16 protein-coding genes are annotated in these 16,766 nt (G+C 71.0%); 12 read left to right on the plus strand and 4 right to left on the minus strand.

Annotated elements, in window-relative coordinates; genetic code table 11:
* The first annotated feature begins 139 nt into the window (after window positions 1-139).
* Entirely contained in the window at window positions 140-511 is a 372-nt protein-coding gene (locus ACFUPX_RS32660; RefSeq protein ID WP_383330934.1) for a VOC family protein, read from the plus strand.
* Window positions 512-583: 72 nt separating this feature from the next.
* On the opposite strand, the gene ACFUPX_RS32665 is transcribed toward ACFUPX_RS32660, so the two are convergent.
* Window positions 584-1,285, minus strand: a complete 702-nt coding sequence (locus ACFUPX_RS32665) for a FadR/GntR family transcriptional regulator (RefSeq protein WP_383330937.1) — start codon at window positions 1,283-1,285, stop codon at window positions 584-586.
* A 222-nt stretch (window positions 1,286-1,507) separates the two neighbouring features.
* Here ACFUPX_RS32665 and ACFUPX_RS32670 point away from each other — a divergent pair, with 222 nt between their 5' ends.
* The 8 genes from ACFUPX_RS32670 to ACFUPX_RS32705 are packed head-to-tail and all read left to right on the plus strand — an operon-like array spanning window position 1,508 to window position 9,541.
* The gene (locus ACFUPX_RS32670; RefSeq protein WP_383330940.1) at window positions 1,508-2,593 is read left to right on the plus strand and encodes a sugar ABC transporter substrate-binding protein; all 1,086 of its coding nucleotides are present in this window, start codon (window positions 1,508-1,510) and stop codon (window positions 2,591-2,593) included.
* Window positions 2,594-2,601: 8 nt separating this feature from the next.
* Window positions 2,602-4,191 (plus strand): sugar ABC transporter ATP-binding protein, encoded by a 1,590-nt coding sequence (locus ACFUPX_RS32675; protein ID WP_383330943.1) that lies wholly within the window; start codon window positions 2,602-2,604, stop codon window positions 4,189-4,191.
* Window positions 4,184-5,227, plus strand: coding sequence for an ABC transporter permease (locus ACFUPX_RS32680; protein WP_383330946.1), 1,044 nt, complete (start codon window positions 4,184-4,186; stop codon window positions 5,225-5,227). Before ACFUPX_RS32675 ends, ACFUPX_RS32680 begins: the two co-directional genes overlap by 8 nt.
* Window positions 5,228-5,276: 49 nt before the next feature.
* Entirely contained in the window at window positions 5,277-6,617 is a 1,341-nt protein-coding gene (locus ACFUPX_RS32685; protein WP_383330949.1) for an L-fuconate dehydratase, read from the plus strand.
* Complete coding sequence (locus tag ACFUPX_RS32690; RefSeq protein ID WP_383330951.1) at window positions 6,614-7,378, plus strand: SDR family NAD(P)-dependent oxidoreductase; 765 nt, start codon at window positions 6,614-6,616, stop codon at window positions 7,376-7,378. Before ACFUPX_RS32685 ends, ACFUPX_RS32690 begins: the two co-directional genes overlap by 4 nt.
* Entirely contained in the window at window positions 7,375-8,379 is a 1,005-nt protein-coding gene (locus ACFUPX_RS32695) for an aldo/keto reductase (RefSeq protein ID WP_383330955.1), read from the plus strand. The genes ACFUPX_RS32690 and ACFUPX_RS32695 overlap by 4 nt, the downstream gene beginning before the upstream one ends.
* Window positions 8,376-8,687 (plus strand): L-rhamnose mutarotase, encoded by a 312-nt coding sequence (locus tag ACFUPX_RS32700; RefSeq protein ID WP_383330957.1) that lies wholly within the window; start codon window positions 8,376-8,378, stop codon window positions 8,685-8,687. Before ACFUPX_RS32695 ends, ACFUPX_RS32700 begins: the two co-directional genes overlap by 4 nt.
* On the plus strand, window positions 8,687-9,541 hold the full coding sequence (locus tag ACFUPX_RS32705) for an amidohydrolase family protein (RefSeq protein WP_383330960.1): 855 nt from the start codon (window positions 8,687-8,689) through the stop codon (window positions 9,539-9,541). The genes ACFUPX_RS32700 and ACFUPX_RS32705 overlap by 1 nt, the downstream gene beginning before the upstream one ends.
* A gap of 21 nt (window positions 9,542-9,562) precedes the next feature.
* Here ACFUPX_RS32705 and ACFUPX_RS32710 read toward each other — a convergent pair whose 3' ends face one another.
* On the minus strand, window positions 9,563-10,984 hold the full coding sequence (locus ACFUPX_RS32710; RefSeq protein WP_383330962.1) for a lipase maturation factor family protein: 1,422 nt from the start codon (window positions 10,982-10,984) through the stop codon (window positions 9,563-9,565).
* Window positions 10,985-11,093: 109 nt separating this feature from the next.
* Between ACFUPX_RS32710 and ACFUPX_RS32715 the strand changes: the two genes are divergently transcribed.
* From ACFUPX_RS32715 to ACFUPX_RS32725, 3 genes are read left to right on the plus strand one after another with little or no spacing between them, the layout of a single operon-like run.
* Entirely contained in the window at window positions 11,094-12,320 is a 1,227-nt protein-coding gene (locus ACFUPX_RS32715) for a DUF6777 domain-containing protein (protein WP_383330964.1), read from the plus strand.
* Between the two features lie 42 nt (window positions 12,321-12,362).
* On the plus strand, window positions 12,363-14,471 hold the full coding sequence (locus tag ACFUPX_RS32720) for a SpoIIE family protein phosphatase (protein ID WP_383330967.1): 2,109 nt from the start codon (window positions 12,363-12,365) through the stop codon (window positions 14,469-14,471).
* A 4-nt stretch (window positions 14,472-14,475) separates the two neighbouring features.
* Window positions 14,476-15,336, plus strand: coding sequence for an Fpg/Nei family DNA glycosylase (locus ACFUPX_RS32725; protein ID WP_383330970.1), 861 nt, complete (start codon window positions 14,476-14,478; stop codon window positions 15,334-15,336).
* 18 nt (window positions 15,337-15,354) lie between these two features.
* Here ACFUPX_RS32725 and ACFUPX_RS32730 read toward each other — a convergent pair whose 3' ends face one another.
* Both ACFUPX_RS32730 and ACFUPX_RS32735 read right to left on the minus strand, forming a co-directional pair.
* Window positions 15,355-16,023, minus strand: coding sequence for a zf-HC2 domain-containing protein (locus ACFUPX_RS32730; protein ID WP_383330973.1), 669 nt, complete (start codon window positions 16,021-16,023; stop codon window positions 15,355-15,357).
* Between the two features lie 153 nt (window positions 16,024-16,176).
* On the minus strand, window positions 16,177-16,692 hold the full coding sequence (locus ACFUPX_RS32735) for a hypothetical protein (protein WP_383330976.1): 516 nt from the start codon (window positions 16,690-16,692) through the stop codon (window positions 16,177-16,179).
* Between the last annotated feature and the right edge of the window lie 74 nt (window positions 16,693-16,766).

The raw sequence follows: 16,766 nt of genomic DNA on the forward strand, positions 1-16,766 counted from the left end.
GCGAACGCGTGGGTGCGGGAGGGGCGGGGGGTGGGCGACACGACCACCGGCCCGTCCGGCTTTCACGTCGTCACGGCCCGGAGTGGCCGGAGTGGCCGGAGTGGAGCGGCCCGGAGCGGCGCCGGGCACACTGGCCGACATGCCTCTCTCCCTGCATCACATCGTCGTCGACGCCCATGATCTGCCCGCGCTTGCCCGCTTCTGGGCCGAGGCGCTGCACTGGCGGATCCTGTCCGAGCGGGAGCGGGAGGTCGTGATCGGGCCGGACGAGACCGCGCCGGTGGGCATCTGCTTCATGCCGGTGACGGACCGCAAGGCCGTCAAGAACCGACTGCACTTCGATCTGACGACCGCCGCCGACGACCGGGACTCCGAGATCGAGCGGCTGCTCGCGCTCGGGGCGCGCAGGGCGGAGGTCGGTCAGAGCGGTGAGGAGTCCTGGACCGTCCTGGCCGACCCGGAGGGGAACGAGTTCTGCGTGGTCCGCCCGAAGGAGACCCTCATCGGCTAGGGCGGGCGTGGGCGTGGGCGCGGGCGCGGGCGCGGGGGCTGGGGCGGGGCACGCACCCGTTCGAGGCGGGCCCTAGCCGTCCAGCTGCGTCCGCAGCCACTCCTCCACCTCGCCCACATGTGCCGCCGCCGCGGCCCTGGCCGCCTCCGGGTCGCGGGCCACCAGGGCCCGGTGGATGCGCGCGTGCTCACGGCGGGTGCGTTCGAAGGCGCCCTCTTCCTGGTAGCCGCGCCACACCCTCGCGCGGAACGTGCGCGAGGACAGGCCCTCCAGGATCGCCGCCATGGTGTCGTTGCCCGCCGCGAAGGCGATCGCGCGGTGGAACGCCAGGTCGTGGGCGAGGATCTCCTCCGGGTCCTCCGTGGCGTTCATCGCCTCCAAGTGCTTTTCCACATCCGCGAGTTGATCAGTAGAGATGCGTGCCGCCGCCAGCGCCGTCGCCGTGGACTCCAGGATCCGGCGTACCTCCAGGAGCTCCACGAGCCGTGGTCCGCGCGACAGGTCGGCCACCACACCGAAGGTCTCCAGGAGGTCCCCGGCCTCCAGCTGGGTGACGTAGATGCCCGAGCCGTGCCGGGCTTCCAGGACCCCCATCACCGTGAGCGCCCGGATCGCCTCGCGCATGGAACTGCGCGAGATGCCCAGCTGTGTCGCCAAGTCCCGCTCCGTGGGGAGGCGTTGACCCGGCTCCAGGCGGCCCTCGCCGATCATCGCCTTGATCTGCTCGATGGCCCGCCCGGTAACGGTGCCCTTCTGCGGGGCGGTCTGGTCCACGTAACGCTCCTCCACTAGCCGAGTGCGCCGCAGTCTAACCAGAGATGTGGTCGGACCACTACGGCCTGAAACTGGGAAAACTTGACTCCGAGGGGTGTTGTGAGCGCCAAGTGGTCTGATAAATATTCGCCCATCAGTCAGTGGGGCCCGCCAGGAAACGCTGGGGATTTGTCCGATCACGCTCGATTCACACTCGATTAACGCTCGATGAGGAGCCGTCAGATGGCCGGCACAACAGTGCGCAACAGGTCCAGCAGGGCAGGGATTTCGCGGGCGGCGCGGATGGCCGCCGCGGCCGCCTGCGCGTCCCTCGCGCTCACGGCATGCGGCAGTACGAAGGACAGCGCGGCGCCCGCAGGCGGCGAAGGCGGCGGAGAGGGCAAGGTCGGAGTGATCCTGCCCCTGCTGACCTCGCCCTTCTGGCAGTCGTACAACGACTACGTGCCGAAGATGGCGAAGTCCGAGGACGTCGACGCGCTCAAGACGGTCAACTCCAACAGCGACCCCTCGCAGCAGATCACCGACATCAACAACCAGCTCAACCAGAGCGTGAAGGGGCTCGTGGTCGCGCCGCTCGACAGCGCCGCGATCTCCGCCGGGCTCGACCAGGCCGAGCGCAAGGGCGTGCCCGTGGTCGCCGTCGACGTGGCCCCCGAGAAGGGAAAGGTCGCGATGGTGGTGCGGGCCAACAACGTCGCGTACGGCGAGAAGGCCTGCGACTACCTCGGCGGGCAGGTCAAGACGGGCAAGGTCGTCCAGATCATGGGGGACCTGGCCTCGGTCAACGGCCGTGAGCGCTCCGAGGCCTTCCGCACCTGCGTGAAGAGGAAGTACCCCGAGCTCAAGGTCCTGGAGATCCCCGCCAAGTGGGAGTCCGACACGGCCGCGTCGAAGCTCGACACGCTGCTCAACTCCAACCCCGACATCAAGGGCATCTACATGCAGGCGGGCGGCGTCTACCTCGCGCCCACCCTGCAGACCCTGAAGTCCAAGGGAATGCTGAAGAAGACGGGCGAGAAGGGACACATCACCGTCATCTCGAACGACGGCATCCCGCAGGAGTTCGACGCCATCCGCAAGGGCCAGATCGACGCGACCGTCTCGCAGCCCGCCGACGCGTACGCCAAGTACGGCATGTACTACATCAAGGCCGCGATGAACGGCAAGAAGTTCAAGCCGGGCCCGACCGACCACGACTCCACCATCGTGAAGCTGCCCAGCGGCATCCTCGAGGACCAGCTGCCCGCCCCGCTGGTCACGAAGAAGAACGTGGACGACTCCAAGCTGTGGGGCAACACGGTCAAATGAGTACGCCGATGACCAAGCCCCCCACGCCGGGACCGACGGGGCCCACCGCGCTCGTCGAAGCGACCGGCATAGCCAAGCGGTACGGACCCACCGTCGCGCTGCAGGACGGCCGGCTGACCGTCCTGCCCGGTGAGTCCCACGCCCTCGTCGGCCGCAACGGCGCGGGCAAGTCCACCCTCGTCACCGTCCTCACCGGACTCCAGGCCCCGGACGCGGGAACCGTGCTCTTCGACGGTGAGCCCGCACCGCCGCTGGGCGACCGCGACGCCTGGCGCCGCAAGGTGGCCTGCGTCTATCAGAAGCCGACCGTCGTCCCCGATCTGACCGTCGCCGAGAACCTCTTCATCAACCGGCAGCCCGCGGGCCGCGGCGGCTTCATCAGCTGGCGCAAGCTGCGCGGCCAGGCGGCGGAGGTGCTCGACACCTGGGACGTGCGGGTCGACCCGGAGGCGCGCACCGCCGACCTCAAGGTCGAGGACCGCCAAATGGTGGAGATCGCACGGGCGTTGAGCTTCGGAGCGCGGTTCATCGTCCTGGACGAGCCGACCGCGCAGCTCGACAACCGTGAGATCGAGCGGCTCTTCACGCGCATGCGGGCGCTCCAGGAGTCCGGGGTCACCTTCCTCTTCATCTCGCACCACCTCCAAGAGGTGTACGAGGTGTGCCAGACCGTCACCGTGCTGCGCGACGCCCGCTGGATCACCACCGCGCCCGTGGCCGACCTGCCGCGCGCCGCCCTGGTCGAGGCGATGGCGGGCGAGGCACTGCGGGAGAAGGTGGCGGCCGAGGAATCCGTCGCCCGGACCGAAGTGCCCGCCGACGCCCCGGTGATGCTCGACGTCAAGGGCCTCACCAGCGAGTCGTACGAGGACATCGACCTGACCGTCCGCAAGGGCGAGGTCGTCGGCCTCGCCGGATCGAGCGGCAGCGGCAAGATCAACCTCGCCGAGGCCATCGCGGGGCTGCACCTGCCGACCGGCGGCAGCGCTCAACTCGACGGCAAACAGCTCCCGTTCGGTGACGTGAGCGCCGCGCTGCGGGCAGGCGTCGGCTGTGTGCCGCGCGACCGGCACGGCCAAGGATTGGTCTTCGGGATGTCGATCGGCGACAACGCCACGATGACCGTGCTCGACCGGCTCGGGAAGTACGGCTTCGTCGGCACCGAGCGCAAGCGCGGCTTCGCCGAGGAGCTGATCGACCGCCTCGACATCCACGCCGAGGGACCCGACCAGCCCGTGTCGGACCTCTCCGGAGGCAACGCCCAGAAGGTCGTCATGGCGCGCGCACTCGCCTCCGACCCAAGGCTCCTCGTCCTCATCAACCCCACGGCGGGCGTGGACGTGAAGTCCAAGGAGTCGCTGCTCGCCCGGGTGGACAACGCCCGCGAGGACGGCACCGCCGTCCTCGTCGTCTCCGACGAGCTGGACGACCTGCGGCGCTGCGACCGCGTCTTGGTCCTCTTCCACGGCCGGATCGTCGCCGAGCACGCGGCGGGATTCACCGACCACGACCTGATCGCCTCGATCGAGGGCGTGGGAGAGGCCGAGCGCGCGACAGACATCGAAGGAGTGCAAAAAGGAGTGAATGACCGTGGCTGACACGAAGGCCCCGTCGGCCTCGACCGCACCGGAACTGCCCGCGAAAGCCGAGAACGCCCGCGCCCAGGCACGCTCCGTGCTGCTGCGCCGCGCCCGCGAACTCGCCCTGGTGCCTGCCCTGTTGCTGCTCATACTGCTCGGCGCCCTGGTGAACGACTCGTTCCTCACGGAACGGAACCTCATCTCCATCCTGGGAGCCTCCGCGGCCCTCGCGATGGTCGTGCTCGCCGAGTCGCTCGTCCTGATCACCGGCAAGTTCGACCTGTCGCTCGAATCGGTGGTCGGCATCGCGCCCGCCGTCGGGGCACTGCTCGTCCTGCCCGCGGCGCAGGCCGGATTCGGCACCGAGATGCCCGCCGCGGTGGCGCTCCTCGCGATCCTGGTCGTCGGCGCGGTCATCGGCGCCTTCAACGGCATCCTCGTGGTGAAGCTCAAGCTCAACGCGTTCATCGTCACGCTCGCCATGCTGATCGTGCTGCGCGGGCTGCTCGTCGGCGCGACCGAGGGCAAGACGCTCTTCGGCATGCCCGACGCCTTCTACACCCTGGCCACCTCGACGTTTCTGACCATCCCGCTCTCCGTGTGGCTGGCCGCCATCGCCTTCGGCGTCGCGGGCTTCGTCCTCAAGTACCACCGCGTGGGGCGCGCCCTGTACGCGATCGGCGGCAACCCGGACGCGGCACGCGCCGCCGGAATCCGCGTCGAGCGCGTGATGCTGGGCGTGTTCGTCGTCGCCGGAGTCCTCGCCGCCGTCGGCGGACTCATGCAGACCGGTTACGTGGGCGCGATCAACGCCAACCAGGGCCAGAACATGATCTTCACCGTGTTCGCGGCGGCGGTCATCGGCGGCATCAGTCTCGATGGCGGCAAGGGCACCATGTTCGGCGCCCTCACCGGCGTACTCCTGCTCGGCGTCGTACAGAACCTGCTCACTCTCGCCCAGGTGCCTTCCTTCTGGATCCAGGCCATCTACGGCGGAATCATCCTGGTCGCCCTGATGATCGCGCGCGTCACCACCGGCCGCGCACAGGACTGACCCCGCTCCGGGTTCCCCGTCTCCTTGCCCCTTTCCGGAAAGGCCTCCTGTGTCCCCGACCTCAGCCCGCATCACCGCGGTCGACACCTTCGACGTACGGTTCCCGACCTCGCGGGAACTGGACGGATCCGACGCGATGAACCCGGACCCCGACTACTCGGCCGCCTATGTGGTCCTGCGCACCGACGCGGACGACGGCCTGGAGGGGCACGGCTTCACCTTCACCATCGGGCGCGGCAACGACGTCCAGGTCGCCGCGATCCAGTCGCTGCGCCATCACGTGCTCGGCCGGTCCGTCGAGGAACTCTGCGCCGATCCGGGGACGTTGAACCGCGACCTCATCGGGGACAGTCAACTGCGGTGGCTCGGGCCCGAGAAGGGCGTGATGCACATGGCCATCGGCGCCGTCGTCAACGCGCTGTGGGATCTGGCGGCCAAGCGCGCGCACAAGCCGCTGTGGCGGTTTCTGGCCGACGCCGAGCCCCAGTGGCTGGTCTCCCAGATCGACTTCCGATACATCGCGGACGCCCTCACCCCGCAAGAGGCCCTGGAAATGCTCCAGTTGGGTCGTCACGGAGCAGCGGAACGGGAAGCCCTGCTGCAAGAGCGCGGCTTCCCCGGCTACACGACATCGCCGGGCTGGCTCGGCTACAGCGACGAGAAGCTGACCCGCCTGGCGCGACAGGCCGTGGCGGACGGCTTCACCCAGATCAAGCTCAAGGTCGGCGCGGACCTGGCGGACGACGTACGCCGCTGCCGTACCGCCCGTGAGGCGATCGGGCCCGACATCCGGATGGCGATCGACGCCAACCAGCGCTGGAACGTCGGCGAGGCCGTCGAGTGGACCCGCGCCCTGGCGCAGTTCGACCCGTACTGGGTGGAGGAGCCCACCAGCCCCGACGACGTCCTCGGCCACGCGGCGATCCGCAAGGCGGTCGCCCCGGTCAAGGTCGCCACCGGCGAGCACGTGCAGAACCGCATCGTCTTCAAGCAGCTTCTCCAGGCGGGCGCGATCGACGTGCTCCAGATCGACGCGGCCCGCGTCGGCGGCGTCAACGAGAACCTCGCGATCCTGCTGCTCGCCGCCAAGTTCGGCGTCCCGGTCTGCCCGCACGCCGGTGGCGTAGGCCTGTGCGAACTCGTCCAGCATCTGTCGATGTTCGACTACGTGGCGCTGTCGGGGACCACCGAGAACCGCGTCATCGAGTACGTCGACCACCTCCACGACCACTTCATCGACCCGGTCGTGGTGCGCGAGGGCCACTACATGGCGCCCTGCGCACCGGGCTTCTCCGCCACCATGCGGGCCGAGTCGCTCGCCGAATTCACCTACCCGGACGGCGCCTTCTGGGCCGCCGACCTCGCACCCGGCAAAGGAGCAGCCGCATGACTGACGCCCAGGACTTCGATGGCCTCAAGGCCCTGGTCACCGGCGGAGCCTCCGGCATCGGGCGGGCCACGGCCGAACTGCTCGCCGCGCGCGGCGCCCAGGTCGCCGTGCTCGACCTGGACCCCGACGCCGTGCGCAAGCCGCTCACCGGCTACCGCGCCGACGTCTCCGACGACGCCTCGGTGCGCGAAGCCGTCGCCGCCGCCGTGGCCGACCTCGGCGGACTCGACGTACTGATCAACAACGCGGGGATCGGCGCGCAGGGCACCGTCGAGGACAACGACGACGACCAATGGCACAAGGTGCTCGACGTGAACGTCCTCGGCATCGTGCGCACCACCCGCGCCGCCCTGCCCCACCTGCGCGTCTCCACCCATGCGGCGATCGTCAACACCTGCTCCATCGCCGCCACCGCCGGCCTGCCGCAGCGCGCCCTGTACTCGGCGTCCAAGGGCGCCGTGCTCTCCCTGACGCTCGCCATGGCCGCCGACCACGTACGCGAAGGGGTGCGCGTCAACTGCGTCAACCCCGGAACCGTCGACACCCCGTGGGTCGGCCGCCTCCTGGACGCCGCGCCGGACCCGGCCGCCGAGCGGGCCGCCCTCGCGGCCCGCCAGCCCACGGGGCGCCTCGTCACGGCGGACGAAGTCGCGGGCGCCGTCGCCTACTTGGCGAGCCCGCTCTCCGGCGCCACCACCGGCACCGCGCTCGCCGTCGACGGCGGAATGCAGGGCCTGCGGCTCCGGCCGGCCGGCCAGTGAGCGGCATAGCCCGGCGCACCCTGGGACCCGGCGGCGTCGAGGTGAGCGAGCTGTCCTTCGGCGCCGCCGGCCTCGGCAACCTCTACACGCCGATCGGCGACGAGGAGGCGGCCGCGGCGATCGACACCGCATGGGACGCGGGCATCCGCTACTTCGACACGGCACCGCACTACGGCATCGGCCTGTCCGAGCGCAGGGTGGGCGAGGCGCTGCGGGCCCGCCCCAGGGAGACGTACACACTCTCCACCAAGGCGGGACGCCTCCTCGAAGCGCTGGACGAGCCCGTGGGCGACGACCTCGGCCACGGTTTCGCCGTGCCCGCGACACACCGCCGGGTCTGGGACTTCAGCGCGGACGGCGTCCGCCGCTCCCTGGAGGCGAGCCTGACGCGCCTGGGCCTCGACCGCGTCGACATCGTCTACCTGCACGACCCGGACGACCACGCGGAACAGGCCTTCCGGGAGGCGTATCCGGCCCTGGAGCGGCTGCGCTCCGAAGGCGTCGTCGGCGCGATCGGCGCGGGCATGAACCAGACACAGATGCTCACCCGCTTCGTCCGTGACACGGACGTCGATGCCGTGCTGTGCGCGGGCCGCTACACGCTCCTGGACCAGAGCGCCCTGGCCGAGCTGCTCCCGGCAGCTCAGGAACACGGCAAGGCCGTGGTCATCGGCGGCGTCTTCAACTCGGGCCTCCTCGCCGACCCCAGACCCGGTGCGACCTACGACTACACGACCGCGCCCCGCGCCCTCGTGGACCGCGCCCGCCGGCTGCAGGCCATGGCGGAACGGCACGGCACCACGCTGCGTGCGGCGGCCCTCGCCTTCCCGCTGGCCCATCCGGCGGTGGCCACCGTCCTCGTCGGCGCCCGCTCGCCCCACGAAGTCCGGGACGCAGCTGCCCAGTTCGCTTCAGCCGTCCCTGCCGGTTTCTGGAAGGAAGCCCGCGCCGAAGGGCTGCTGCCCGCCTCTGTACCCGTCCCCGGAGAGGACCCCGCGTGAGAATCGCCCTGCACACCAAGGTCCGCGCCGACCGGATCGCCGCGTACGACGCCGCGCACCGCGAGGTCCCCGCCGAGCTGGTCACCGCGATCCGCTCGGCGGGCGCCACCTCCTGGACGATCTGGCGCAGCGGCACCGACCTCTTCCACGTCCTGGAGTGCGAGGACTACGCCCGTATGCTCGCCGAGCTGGACAAGCTGCCGGTCAACATCGCCTGGCAGGCGCGCATGGCCGAGCTCCTGGACGTCGTCCACGACTACTCGGCCGACGGCGCGGACGCGGGGATGCCCGTCGTATGGGAGCTGTGATGAGTGACGTGCCGTGGAGGGTCGACTCCCACCACCATGTGTGGGACCTCTCCGTACGCGACCAGGAATGGATCACCGGCGACGCGCTCGCCCCGATCCGCAGGAACTTCTCCCTGGCCGACCTGCTGCCCGAGGCCCGCGCCGCCGGTGTCGCCGCGACCGTCCTCGTCCAGACGGTCACCGTCGCCGACGAGACCCCCGAGCTGCTCGCCCTGGCGGCGGACAGCGACCTGGTGGCGGGCGTCGTCGGGTGGGCCGACCTCACCCGCCCCGATGTCGTCGACGTGCTCGCCGAGTCGTGCCAACTCCCGGGCGGAACATACCTGGTGGGCATCCGCCACCAGGTCCAGGGTGAGCCCGACCCCCAGTGGCTGCTGCGGCCCGACGTGCGCCGAGGCCTGGCAGCGGTCGGCGCGGCGGGCCTTGCCTACGACCTCGTCGTCCTGCCCCACCAGCTCCCCGCCTGCGTCAAGGCCGCCCAGGAACATCCGGAACTCACGTTCGTCCTCGACCACTTGGGCAAGCCGCCCATCGCCTCCGGCGCCGTCGAACCCTGGGCGACGGCCGTCCGGGCGCTCGCCGCGCTGCCCAACACCGTCTGCAAGCTCTCCGGCCTGGTGACCGAGGCGGATCCGAAGACCTGGACGGGCGACGACCTGCGCCCGTACGCGGACACCGTCCTGGACGCCTTCGGCCCCGACCGGCTGATGTTCGGGTCGGACTGGCCCGTCTGCACCCTGGCCGCCACGTACGGCGAAGTCAGCGACACTGCACGGCAGTTGACCGACACCCTGAGCGAAACCGAACGCGCCGCCCTCTTCACCGGGACCGCGACCCGCGTCTACCGCCTCTGAACTCAGCGAGGCGCATCCGGCTCAGCGAGGCGCGTCGACCCGCGTCGGCGGCAGGAACTCCCGTACGTACGTCCGCTCCCAGAAGGCGCCCGTCTCGCGCCGCTCACGCCGGGTCGTGTAGCGGTAGCGGTAGAGGCGGGCGCGGATGTACGCGGGCGGTGCGTCCGGCGGGAACGGCACGTGGCGCAGCAGCCGCAGCGTGTCCCGGTCGCCGTCCAGGAGCCGCTCCACCAGCGGGCCGAACCACGGCCTCGCGTACGCGGGGGAGAGCCCCGCGAACCACATCATCCAGTCGAGCCGCAGGTGGTAGGGCGCGAACTGCCGTGGCCTGCGCCGCACATCACCTGGCTTGCCCTTGAACTCGTACTCCCGCCACTCGGAGTCCTGACGGGGTCTCGTATCCGCCGTGCCCTCGATGACCACCTCCTGGCGGACGCGGTTGACGCTGCCGAACGCGCCATAGGTGTTGACGAGATGGAGCGGGTCGAAGGAGAAGTTCATGATCTGCCGCCGCGAGAACAGATTGCGCGCGGGCCGGTAGCTCAAGCCCAGGAGCAGCGCCGCCACCGCGATGACCACCACCTCGTACCAGAGCGGGGGACCCGCCACCGGCTGCGACGGCGCTCCCGCGCCCCCGAAGTCCACGACGGACACGGCGAGCACGATGGTCATCCAGTTGAGCCAGGCGAAGTTCCCCGAAAGGACCAGCCACAGCTGGGTGGCGATCATCAGACAGGCCGCGGCCGTCGCGATCGGCTGCGGTGTGAACAGCAGGACGGGCACGACGAGTTGGGTGAAGTGGTTCGCCGCGACCTCCATCCGGTGGACGGGCCTCGGCAGGTGGTGGAAGAACCGGCTCAGCGGTCCCGGCATCGGCTGGGTCTCGTGGTGGAAGTACAGGCAGGTGAGCTCGCGCCAGCACGCGTCGCCGCGCATCTTGATCAGTCCGGCCCCGAACTCGACGCGGAACAGCACCCAGCGCAGCAGGAGGAGCACGAGGACGGGCGGCGCCGTCTCGTCGTTGCCGAGGAAGACGGCGAGGAAGCCCACCTCCAGGAGCAGTGACTCCCAGCCGAAGCCGTACCAGGTCTGCCCCACGTTCACGATCGAGAGGTAGAGGATCCACGGCACGGCCCACAGCAGCATGCCGCCCCACAGGGGGAGGAGATCGCCCGCGCCCGCGAGCAGCGCGAGGGCGCAGGCGCAGCCCGTCCACGCGACGAGAGCGAAGAAGCGGTCGGAGTAGTGCAGCTGGAAGAGGCTCGGTGCCTTGCGGAACGGCACGCGCTCGACGTAGCGAGGCACCGGCAGCATGCCGCGCTCCCCGATGAGCGCCCGGAACTGCAGCGCCGCGCCGAGGAACGCGACGAGATAGACCGCGGCGAGCGCCCGCTGGAAGACGAGGCGGCTGAGCCAGTACTGATCTGCGGTGAACCACTCCACACGGCCATCTTGCGCCCAAAGCGGCCCGGCTCACCCGTCGGCTTGCGCACGGGCTCCGACTGCCCCGGAGAATGGGTGCAAAGTGCCCGATAACAGGCGGGAGAGCACGGTGCGCGTGCCCACAAGGCCCACCAGGTCCACAGGACCCACCAGGTTCACCGGACGCACAAGGCCCACCAGGACCTACGCGGCGGTCTTCGCGATATCCGCGGCCCTCGCCGTCGCGGGATGCTCCGGCGGAGGCGACAAGAACTCCGCGGACGGCGGCCCCGAGCTCTTCATGCAGCCGGTCGCCGCCCAGGGCCCCGATCCGTTCACCGACTCCACCGCGACCTCCACCGCGAGCCCCTCGCCCGTCACCCGTTCGCCGCAGCCGTCGCCCACCGGAACTTCCTCGCCCACGGCCCAGGGCGTGCGCTCCCTGTCGGGCGGTACACCGGGTCTGTACGGCGGCACGGAGTCCGTGGGCAGCTGCGACGTCGACGCCCAGGTCCGCTTCCTCACCGCCGACCAGGGCAAGGGCCGCGCCTTCGCCCAGGCGTCGGGCATCTCCCAGGCCGGTATACCGGGCTTCCTGCGCGGCCTGACGCCGGTCGTGCTGCGGGCCGACACGCGCGTCACCAACCACGGCTACCGCGACGACCGTGCCACCAGCTTCCAGTCCGTGCTGCAGACCGGCACCGCGGTCCTCGTCGACAACCGTGGACTGCCGCGCGTGCGGTGCGCCTGCGGAAACCCCCTGAAGCCGCCGGTCGCGTTCAAGGGCACCCCGAGCCACCAGGGCAAGCCGTGGTCCGGCTACCGCCCGGCGCAGGTGGTCGTCGTGACACCGGCGCCGAAGGTCATCGTGAACATCACCATCGTGAACATCGTCAACAACACGTGGATCGAGCGGAAGACGGGCGACCACGACGGCGACAAGGACCGTGTGGTGCCCCCGCCGTCCCCGACCCCCACACCCCCGACGCCCACGCCCCCCACGCCCACACCGACGCCCACGCCGACGAGCCCGAGCCCGAGCGAATCGGACGAGGGCAGCGGCACCCCCAGCGAGTCGGGCACCACCTCCACGGACTGCCCGACGCCCGCCCCCGCCACCGGCACGGAGTCACCCACCGGCACCCCGTCCCCGATCCCCCCGGGCTGCCCCACGCCCACACCCCCGTCGAGCCCGCCCACCTCGCCCCCTGACGAGCCCAGCACGCCGGACGGCGACACGGTGCGGCCCCCGTCCCAGGAGGACCCAGGCGACGAGACGGGCCCCGAGAGCGTCCCGGACGACCCCTCTCCGACCGACGACCCGCTGACCAGCGATCCCGGCACTTTCCAGAGCTGAGCGTGCGCGCTCCGGCCCGACAGCGAAGAATCATGAACTGTCATGAAGCCCACGCCCCTGCCGGACGACCGCCCAGCGGATCCACGGTCGATCCTGGCGCTCAACCGCACAGGCTGCTTCGACTGGGACCTCGACAGCGGCCTGATGCATCTGGACGCCGCAGGACACGAGGTCTTCGACGTGCGGGCCGACGAGTACGACGGCAACCCGACGAGCCTCGGCGTACGGGTGCCGCCTGCCGAGGCGCACCGCCTGGACGCCTACGTCTCGCACGCGCTCAAGGACGGCAGCCGTACCTACGGCATCTACTTCCGCATCCGGCTGCGCGGCGGCGGTCTGCGCTGGACCCACACCCAGGGCTACATCCACCGCGACGGGACGGGCCGCCCGCGCCGCATCGTGGGCATCGTCCGTGACGCCACGCAGGAGCTGGGCGACAGCACCGCCCGCCACCGGCGCGCCGACGAGGAGGAGGACCGGCGCCGCCGCACGAGCATCGTGCAGGGCACCACGGCGGCCCTCGCGCACGCCCGTACCGTCCGGGACGTCATCGACGTACTCAAGGACACCAACGGCCTCGCGCACCTGGGTGCGTCGAACCTGGTCATGGCCCTGGTCGAGGCCGGGCGGATCCGCCTGGTCGCGGAGGGGCCCGAGGGCAGCTTCGTGCCGGGCACCAAGTTCACGCGGATCGACGAGCGGTATCCGATGAGCGACGCCGTGCGCACGCTCTCGCCGCGCTTCATCGAGACGGCCGCCGAGTTCGCGGCCTCGTACCCGGAGCTGTGGCCGCACATCGACAAGCTGGGCATCACATCGGCCGCGTATCTGCCGCTGATCGCGCAGGCCAAGCCGATCGGTGTGCTCGGACTGCTCTACCAGGACAAGACCGGCTTCACCGAGGAGGAGCGCAACGTCCTGGTCGCGCTGAGCAGCGGCATCGCGCAGAGCCTCCAGCGCGCCATGTTCTACGAGCAGGAGAAGGACCTCGCCCAGGGCCTCCAGCAGGCCATGCTGCCGCGCACCATCCCCGGCGTGCCCGGCGCCGACGTCGCGGTCCGCTACCGCTCGGCGGCGCTCGGCCGGGACATCGGCGGCGACTGGTACGACGTGATCCCGCTGCCCGGCGGCCGTGTCGGGGCGGTCATCGGCGACGTGCAGGGCCACGACACGCACGCGGCGGCCGTCATGGGCCAGCTGCGCATCGTGCTGCGCGCCTACGCGGCCGAGGGGCACCCGCCCGCCACCGTGATGGCCCGCGCCTCGGGCTTCCTGCACGAACTGGACACCGAGCGCTTCGCCACCTGTCTGTACGCGGAGGCCGACCTCTCGACGGGGGTCGTCCAGCTGGTGCGGGCCGGTCACATCGACCCGCTCGTCCAGCAGACCGACGGGAGCTGTCGCCGGGTGCCGGTCGAGGGCGGGCTGCCGCTGGGGCTCTCGGCCGAGTTCGGCGGCCTCGAATATCCGGTGACCACGTTCGAACTCGACGCGGGCCAGACCCTGTTGCTCTTCACCGACGGGCTCATCGAGGAGCCGGGCGCCGACCTCGACGACGGACTGCGCGCCCTGGGCGAGCTCGCCCGCTCGGGCCCGCGCGACCTCCAGCCCCTCGCCGACCGGCTCTGCGGGATCGTGGACGACCGGGGCGGCGAGGACGACGCGGCGCTGCTGCTCCTGCGCCGCCGACTGGTCGACGCCCCGCTGTCCGGCGGCCGTCTCCAGCAGCATGTCGGCCCCGGCGATCCGGAGGCACTGGCCGAGGCCAGGCACATGATCCGCGCCGCGGTGCGGGCCTGGGGCGCCCGGGACCGCGCCGACGAGGTCGAGCTGGTGGCCGACGAAGTGATCACCAACGCCCTGATGCACACCGACGGCGCGGCGATCGTGACCCTGCGCGTCATCAGCGGCAGCGAGCGCAGGCTGCGCGTCGAGGTCGAGGACTCGTCGAGCGCGCTGCCGCGCCGCCGTGAGGCAGGGGAATCGGGCGTGTCGGGGCGGGGGTTGCTGCTTGTGGACATGCTCGCGGACGAGTGGGGCGTCGAATCGCGCGGCAGCGGCAAGTGCGTCTGGTGCGAATTCATCGTTCCGGGCAGGGAGAACCAGGTGCAGGGCGAGCGGGCGGCGCTGCCGGAACAGGGTCAGGAGTAAGCGCATGCCGGAACTCCCCGAGGTCGAGGCGCTGCGCGCCTTTCTCGCCGAGCACCTCGTCGGCCACGAGATCGTCCGGGTACTGCCCGTGGCGATCAGCGTCCTCAAGACGTACGACCCGCCGCTCACCGCCCTCGAAGGCCGCACCGTCACGGCCGTGGCACGCCACGGCAAGTTCCTCGACCTCGACGCGGACGGCCTGCACCTGGTCACCCACCTCGCCCGCGCGGGCTGGCTGCACTGGAAGGACCGACTCCCCGACGGCCCGCCGCGCCCCGGCAAGGGCCCCCTCGCGCTGCGCGTCGCGCTGGAGACGGGCGCGGGCTTCGACCTGACGGAGGCGGGCACGCAGAAACGCCTCACGGTGTACGTGAGCGACGATCCGTCAGGGATTGCGGGCATCGCCCGCCTCGGTCCCGACCCGCTGGCCCCGGACTTCGACGAGGAGCGCTTCGCCGGTCTCCTGGTGGGCGAACGCCGCCAGATCAAGGGCGCGTTGCGGGACCAGACCCTGATCGCGGGCGTCGGGAACGCGTACAGCGACGAGATCCTGCACGTGGCCCGCATGTCTCCGTTCAAGCTCACGTCGAGCCTCACCGAGGAGGAAGTCCATGGGCTGTATGTGGCGCTGCGGACCACGCTGACCGAGGCGGTGGAGCGCTCGCGCGGAGTCGCGGCGGGCCGTCTCAAGGCCGAGAAGAAGAGCGGCCTGCGCGTGCACGGCCGTACCGGTGAGCCGTGCCCCGTGTGCGGCGACACCATCCGCGAGGTCTCCTTCAGCGACTCCTCGCTCCAGTACTGCCCCACGTGCCAGACGGGCGGGAAGCTGCTGGCGGACCGGCGGATGTCGCGGCTGCTGAAGTAGCCGCCTGCGAAGCGGAGTTCAGCGGCGCCACAGGGTCAGTACGCGCCGCCCGTCCGTCGTGCGCACTTCGTAGCGGGCGATGTCCTCGCGGGGCATGGCCGCGCCGCCTCGTGTGGAGAGAGCGGCCGATGGATCGTCAGCGGGCCCGGCGGCGGGCACCTTCCATGTCGTCACCGTCTGCTCCGAGCCGTCGGTGCCGACGGCGACGAGTTCGCAGACGCGGGCGCCGCCGTGCGGATCGCGGATGCGCAGCCCGATGTCCGTGCCCCAGTCCCGGCCGCGCGCGGTCAGGGTCGCCGAGACGCCGGTGCGGCCGTCGCGGGCCGTGATCTGCTCCGGGCCGGGGCCGTCCGCCCTGAGGACGGCCGTCGCGGGGGCGGCGAGGGCCAGTACGACGCTCGCGGCGACCGCGCACAGCCACCGTCTGCGCCCGGCCCTGCGCAGCCGGCCGGCCTCGGTGAGCAGCCGTTCGGCGAGACCGGGACCCGGCACGGCCAGCGGTTCGACCTGGGGCGGGGTGAGGCGGTCGTAGGCGGCCAACTGCTGTGCGGTCGGGCCCAGTTCCTCCACCAGGGCCCGGCATGCGGGGCAGTCCATGAGGTGGTCGTCAAAGCGGAAGGTGTCCGCCGCGTCGAGGACGCCGAGCGCGTAGGCGCCGGCGTCGCGATGCCGCTCCAGGGACCTCATGGCGTTCCTTGCGTGACGAGTCGGGCAGGGGGTGCGTGCTGCCCTCCCGTACGCAGCGGACCGCCGAATCACTCAAGACCCGGGACGGGAACACCCGCGCGAGGCGTGGGGGATCTCCCTGCCGCGGCCGGAGGAGACGTGTCTGCCGTGGTGTCAGAACAGATGGATCGCCAGGTGACCGAGGGGCAGCCCCAGGCGCCAGGCCGCCGTCCACACCTTGGGCCCGTCGTCCTCGCCGACCGGCGATCCGCCTCCCGGTACCGCGTCCAGATCGGGCGCGAGCAGCTCCGTCTCCTCCAGCCAGCGCCATGCCAGGTCGGCGAGCTCCAGGTCGGGCGTCGGTTCACCGGAAGTGATCGCGTCGGCGGCGAGCACCGCCATCCGTTCACCCACCCAGTCCTGCCACGGCTGGTCGTAGGCCGTGAGGGACAGCCAGGTCTCCAGCTGGGAGACCACGCGGATGCCCGACAGTTCGCCTTTCGTGTCGGAGAGGAAAATAGTCAGGGCCAGAGCATCACGCCCCGCGCGGTATTCGAAAGATGTCGGCGGCATCAAATCACCGGTACGCAGCAATTCGTCCGCGATGTACTCGGCGTACAACCACGCCATCGGCACGGCCAGTTCGCCGTCACTCGGGCCCTCCGTGTTTCCTCGGCTCTCGTGCAGCATCCCGTCTCGCCTTCCTCCGATCCGTGCGCGTCGCCGGCCTCTGGCCCCCAATCCGGAACACGGATGAGGACAGC

This window comes from Streptomyces sp. NPDC057302 (assembly GCF_042667685.1).
Taxonomy (GTDB): Bacteria; Actinomycetota; Actinomycetes; order Streptomycetales; family Streptomycetaceae; genus Streptomyces.